The sequence below is a fragment of the Kitasatospora sp. NPDC054939 genome (assembly GCF_053610105.1).
In genome coordinates, this window is the sequence record NZ_JBSGXP010000263.1 from 1 (window position 1) to 4,830 (window position 4,830).

5 protein-coding genes are annotated in these 4,830 nt (G+C 74.6%); 2 read left to right on the forward strand and 3 right to left on the reverse strand.

Features of this window, described 5'->3' with window-relative positions:
- Positions 1-43: 43 nt before the first annotated feature.
- Together ACWGB8_RS37805 and ACWGB8_RS37810 are read right to left on the reverse strand one after the other, a co-directional pair.
- Positions 44-754 carry an LAETG motif-containing sortase-dependent surface protein gene (locus tag ACWGB8_RS37805; RefSeq protein ID WP_452218194.1) on the reverse strand — a complete coding sequence of 237 codons (711 nt, stop codon included), beginning with the start codon at positions 752-754 and terminating at the stop codon, positions 44-46.
- A 302-nt stretch (positions 755-1,056) separates the two neighbouring features.
- Complete coding sequence (locus tag ACWGB8_RS37810; RefSeq protein ID WP_452218195.1) at positions 1,057-2,376, reverse strand: choice-of-anchor A family protein; 1,320 nt, start codon at positions 2,374-2,376, stop codon at positions 1,057-1,059.
- 232 nt (positions 2,377-2,608) lie between these two features.
- On the opposite strand from ACWGB8_RS37810, the gene ACWGB8_RS37815 reads away from it, so the two are divergent.
- On the forward strand, positions 2,609-3,592 hold the full coding sequence (locus tag ACWGB8_RS37815) for a COX15/CtaA family protein (RefSeq protein ID WP_452218198.1): 984 nt from the start codon (positions 2,609-2,611) through the stop codon (positions 3,590-3,592).
- A gap of 78 nt (positions 3,593-3,670) precedes the next feature.
- Here the strand turns inward: ACWGB8_RS37815 and ACWGB8_RS37820 are convergent, their stop codons facing one another.
- Entirely contained in the window at positions 3,671-4,006 is a 336-nt protein-coding gene (locus ACWGB8_RS37820) for a hypothetical protein (RefSeq protein WP_452218196.1), read from the reverse strand.
- Positions 4,007-4,078: 72 nt separating this feature from the next.
- On the opposite strand from ACWGB8_RS37820, the gene ACWGB8_RS37825 reads away from it, so the two are divergent.
- Positions 4,079-4,720 (forward strand): DUF2461 domain-containing protein, encoded by a 642-nt coding sequence (locus ACWGB8_RS37825; RefSeq protein ID WP_452218197.1) that lies wholly within the window; start codon positions 4,079-4,081, stop codon positions 4,718-4,720.
- Positions 4,721-4,830: the final 110 nt, after the last annotated feature.

A 4,830-nucleotide genomic window follows, 5' to 3' on the forward strand; every position in this document is an offset into this window, starting at 1 on the left:
CGGCCGATCGGCCGGGGGGCGCGGTTGCGTCGGGTGCGGGGTGTCAGCTCTCGCTGCTGCGCCGCTTGCGGGCGATCAGCACCAGGGCGCCGCCGACCAGCAGGACGCCGGCGCCGGCCGCGGCGACGACCGGGGTCGCGCTGCTGCCGCCGGTCTGGGCCAGCGCGGGCCCCGACGGGCTGGTGGTGGGGGCCGGGGTGGCCGCCTTGGTCGGGCTCGGGCTCGCGCTCGCGGTGGCCGAGACGGTGGGGGTGGGCGAGGCGGTGGGCGTCGCCGGCGGGGTCTTAGTCCCCGTGGGGGTGGGGGTCGGGGTCTGGGTGGGGGTCTTGGTGGGCGTGGGCGTGGGCGTCGGGGTCTGGCAGACCTCGACGGTCCTGGTCTCGGTCTTGTTCCACTGCGGGTTCTTCGGGTCCTCCGTGGTGGTGACCACGAAGGTCGCGGTGATCGGCGCGTTGTGCGCCTTGACCGGGAAGGTGCCCTGGTACGCCTTGCCGAACTGGTGCTGGTCGAGCAGCTTCTCACCGTCGACGGTGAGGCTGACGGAGTTCTTCACGCCCTGTCGGTCGCTGTAGTTGGTGAGATCGATGACGATCTTGTCGCAGGTCACGGTCCACTTCGGCGTGTGCGCCGAGGCGCCGGTGGCCAGTCCCAGGGGCAGCAGGACGGCCGCCGCCGCCGTTCCGACCAGCGCTGCCCGCCGGGCCGCGATCGAGCCCCCGATCCGCGCACCGGTCTGCCACTGCTGTCGCGCCATTTCGTTGTCCCCTCCGAACGGTCTTGTGCAGCAGGCGCGTTGCGTGTTCCCTGCGGTGGCCCGCTACGACGGTGCGGGGGACTCTACCGGCACTCCTGCACCGTGCCACCCCGCCGTACGACCGGATTTCGCCTGTCCGTCCGGCCCCGGATGTGCATCGGCAGCCCATCACACCCGCCACCTCGCAGAACACCGCGCGGGCGAAGCCGAATGGTTTTCGTCACATTGGCAGTGCACGGCCAGGAACAACGGTGCCCCCGGCGATCGGATCCGACCGCCGGGGGCACCGAAGTGATCGGACGTCAGGCGTTCCCGGCCGCCCGGCGGCGCGCCACCACCACGATCCCGGCACCGGCGGCGAGCACCACGGCGCCGCCGACGGCCAGCGGCAGCACCGGACCGGAGCCGGTGCTGGCGAGGCCGCCGCCGGTGCCGGTGGCCGACGGGCTCGGCGAGGCCGGCGCGGTGCCCGCGGGTGCGCTCGCCGACGGGCTGCCGGAGGCACCCGGGGTCGGCCCGGCACCGGGGCTGTCGGAGGCGGACGGGCTCGCCGGACCGCTCGGCGTCCCGGTCGCGGACGGCGTGCCGGCGCCCGGGGTGGCCGTGGGCGAGCCGCTCGGCCCCGGCGGCACCGTGGGCGGCACGGTCGGGGTCGGCGGGACCTCGGTGGGCAGGCAGCCGGTGAACGGGTAGTGGTGGGTCTCGGCCCCGCCGCTGCCGGTGAGCGACTTGGCGATCACCGAGCCGTTGACCGGGCCGCCCTTGCCGAGGTCGAAGGCGGCGTTCGGCGACAGCACGGTGCCGGCCCAGGCGGCCTGGCTGTTCTTGACGACCTTGGTGGCGGTCGGGAAGTTCCAGAGCAGCTTGGCCCGGATCGCCCCGCCCGCGGCGCTCTGCAGCTTGTCGTCCAGGACGTACGCCTTCCGGCCCTCGTCCCACAGGTGGAAGCCGGTGGTCTTCGCGGCGGCCATGTCGTACGCGTCGCCGGTGACGTTGACCACCGTGACGGAGCCGGCCGGCACCTTGAGGTAGACGTCCTTGGCGCCCTGGAGCGTGGCCGCGCCGACGGTGAAGCTGTTGAGCTTCGCGTCACCGGCGGTCAGGCGCAGCGCGCCGTCCCTGAGCTCGGCGGTGGCGCCGGCCGTCTGCGGGGCGGCGGCGAGGGCGGTGGAGGCGGCGCGCAGCTTCGCGAACTCGGCCGCGAAGTCGATCGGGGAGGCGCCCTGCGCGACCGTGCCCCGGTGGGCCTGGACGACGGCGCCGGGGGCCTTGCCGCCGTAGACGCCGTTGCCCTTCATCACCTGGGTGTTGTGCCCGGTGATGCGGCCGGCCACAACCAGCGCGTGGCCGCCGGGCAGGGCCTTGACCTGCTCGTCGGTCAGCTCCTGGCCGACCGAGAAGCCGCCGGTGAAGTCGGCGTTGCCGCCGACCGCCACCGCGCCCTCGGCGTCCGGCGTGTGGGTGTCGTCGCCTTCGATGAACTCGCCGTAGAGGTTGGCGACCCCGAGGCTCCGGCACTGCTCGCCGGTGGTGGGGGCGGCATGGCCGGCGGGGGCGACGACGGCGGCCAGGGCCAGGGATCCGCCGACGGCGAGGGCGGCGGCGGGCTTGGTTATGCGCATGTGCAGGATCTCCGCGTCGAGGTGCGGGAACGGGTGGCGGCCCGAAACAGGTATGGACCAAGCCGCACTCTTTCGGCCACCCGGGCAATTGGTCAAGACCAATGCCCGTCTTGCCCGAAGGGTGCGCTTTGCCCCCGGCTCCCGGCGGAGCGGCCCGCCGGGCGCCCGGCCCGTGCCCCGCTGGGCGCCCGGCCCGTGCCCCGCCCCAAGATCGCCTGTAAGGCCACTTACGATTGACCGCGTGCTGAACCCCTTCTCCTGGCTCGCCGACCGCTGGCAGCCCTCCGCCGCCGTGGTCCGCCGCGCCGCCCTGGCCGCGCTGGTGATGAGCGTGGTGATCGTGGTGACCGGCGGCGCCGTCCGCCTCACCGCCTCCGGCCTCGGCTGCGACACCTGGCCCCGCTGCACCGGCGAGAGCCTGACGCCGACGCCCGAGATGGGCATGCACGGCGTCATCGAGTTCGCCAACCGGATGCTCACCTACGTGCTGAGCGCCGCGATCGGCTGGGCGATCCTGGCCGCCCGCTCGCACCGCCCCTGGCGGCGCAGCCTGACCAGGCTGGGCTGGGCGCAGTTCTGGCTGGTCGTGGTGAACGCCGTGCTGGGCGGCATCACGGTGCTCACCGGGCTCAACCCGTACACGGTGGCGGTGCACCTGATCGCCGCGATGGCGCTGATCTGGGTGGCGCTGCTGATGTGGGAGCGGGCCGGCGAGGGGGACGCCGCACCGCGCCTGCTGACCGCCCGCCCGGTGCTGCAGCTCTCGTACGTCCTGGTCGGCACGATCGGCCTGCTGGTGGCCGCGGGGACGCTGGTGACCGGCGCCGGGCACCACCCGGGTACGCCGCGGGACAACAAGATCGTGCCGCGCATCCCGCTGGACTACGACCGGCTGGCGCAGGTCCACGCGGACCTCGCCTTCCTCGCGGTCGGCCTGGCCGTGGCGGTGCTGTTCACCTTCGCGGCGGTGAAGGCGCCGCCCGCCGCCCGGCGCCGGGCCGGACAGCTGCTGGTCGTCCTGCTGCTGCAGGGGGTGCTCGGCTTCGTCCAGTACTTCACCAACGTGCCGGAGCTGCTGGTCGGCCTGCACATGCTGGGCGCCGCGCTGACCTGGGCGGCCGTCCTTCGGATCCCGCTGGCGCTGCGCGAGCGGGCGGCCGAAGCGCCGGCCGGGGGCGCGCCGGTGCAGCGGGCCGCGCAGCCGGCCGGCGTCTGAGCGCCCGGCGCCGGAACGCGCGAGGGGCCCCGGGAACCGTGCGGTTCCCGGGGCCCTTCGCCGTGTGCGGGGGGCGGCTCAGCCGCCGAGCTGGATGCCGGCCATCCGCTTCCACTCGTACGAGCCGGTCTTGACCTTGAGCCCGAGCTCGCCCTCGAAGTCGGCGTGCAGGGTGATCCCGGCCAGTTCGGCGGCCCGGCGGCCGACGGCGTAGCTCGGCGCGACCTGGTCGCCCCAGGCGCCGTCCGCACCGACCACGACGATCCGGGTGGCGACGGCGCCGACGTACTCGACGACACCGTCGGCGCTGCCGCCGTGCTGCTGGGCGAAGGCGGTCAGGTTCTTGGCGATGCGCTTGGCCCGGCGCTCGGTACGGGCGTCCGGGGCGGGGGTGGCGGTCTCTGCGCTGCTCATGTCCGCATGCTACCCAGCGGTAGCGGAGCTGGCGACGCCGGCGGCGTGTGCACCGGGCCACATACTGGTGGGGTGACCTTCCACGGCTGGCCTGCCGAGGCGCTCGAATTCTACGAGCACCTGGAGGCCGACAACTCCAAGACCTTCTGGCAGTCCCACCGGAGGCAGTACGACGAGTCCGTCCGCGCGCCGATGGAGGCGCTGCTGGCCGAGCTGGAGCCCGAGTTCGGGCCGGGCAGGATCTTCCGGCCGAACCGCGACGTCCGGTTCAGCGCCGACAAGTCGCCGTACAAGACGCACATCGGCGCGCACCTGGAGGCCGGGGGCTACGTCCAGCTGTCCGCCGACGGGCTGGCCTGCGGCAACGGGATGTACCAGCTGGCGAGCGACCAGCTGGCCCGCTACCGGGCGGCCGTCGCCGAGGACGTGTCCGGCGCCGAGCTGGAGCGGGTGATCGCCCGGGTCCGCGGCGCCGGGCCCGCGGTGGTCGGCCGCGACTCGCTGCGCACCGCCCCGCGCGGCGTCGCCAAGGACCACCCCAGGATCGAGCTGCTTCGGCACAAGGGACTGGTCGCCTGGCAGGAGTGGCCGGTCGCCCGCTGGCTCGGCACCCGCGACGCGTACCGGCGGATCACCGGTTTCCTGCGGGCCTCGCAGCCCCTGCGGGACTGGCTGGACGGCCACGTCGGGCCGAGCGACCTTCCGGCCCGCTGACGAGGAGCGCGACTGCACGAACGGCGGGGCCCCGCGGCCCGGAAGACCGGGCCCCCCCCCAACACCGCCGCCCGGGGCACCGCGAGAAGCCCCAGACCTCAGGAAACGGG

Excerpts from the sequence above, each read along its gene's own strand:
- ACWGB8_RS37805 (WP_452218194.1), bottom strand. The coding sequence starts at position 754 with ATGGCGCGACAGCAGTGGCAGACCGGTGCGCGGATCGGGGGCTCGATC.
- ACWGB8_RS37820 (WP_452218196.1), bottom strand. The coding sequence starts at position 4,006 with ATGAGCAGCGCAGAGACCGCCACCCCCGCCCCGGACGCCCGTACCGAG.
- ACWGB8_RS37810 (WP_452218195.1), bottom strand. The coding sequence starts at position 2,376 with ATGCGCATAACCAAGCCCGCCGCCGCCCTCGCCGTCGGCGGATCCCTG.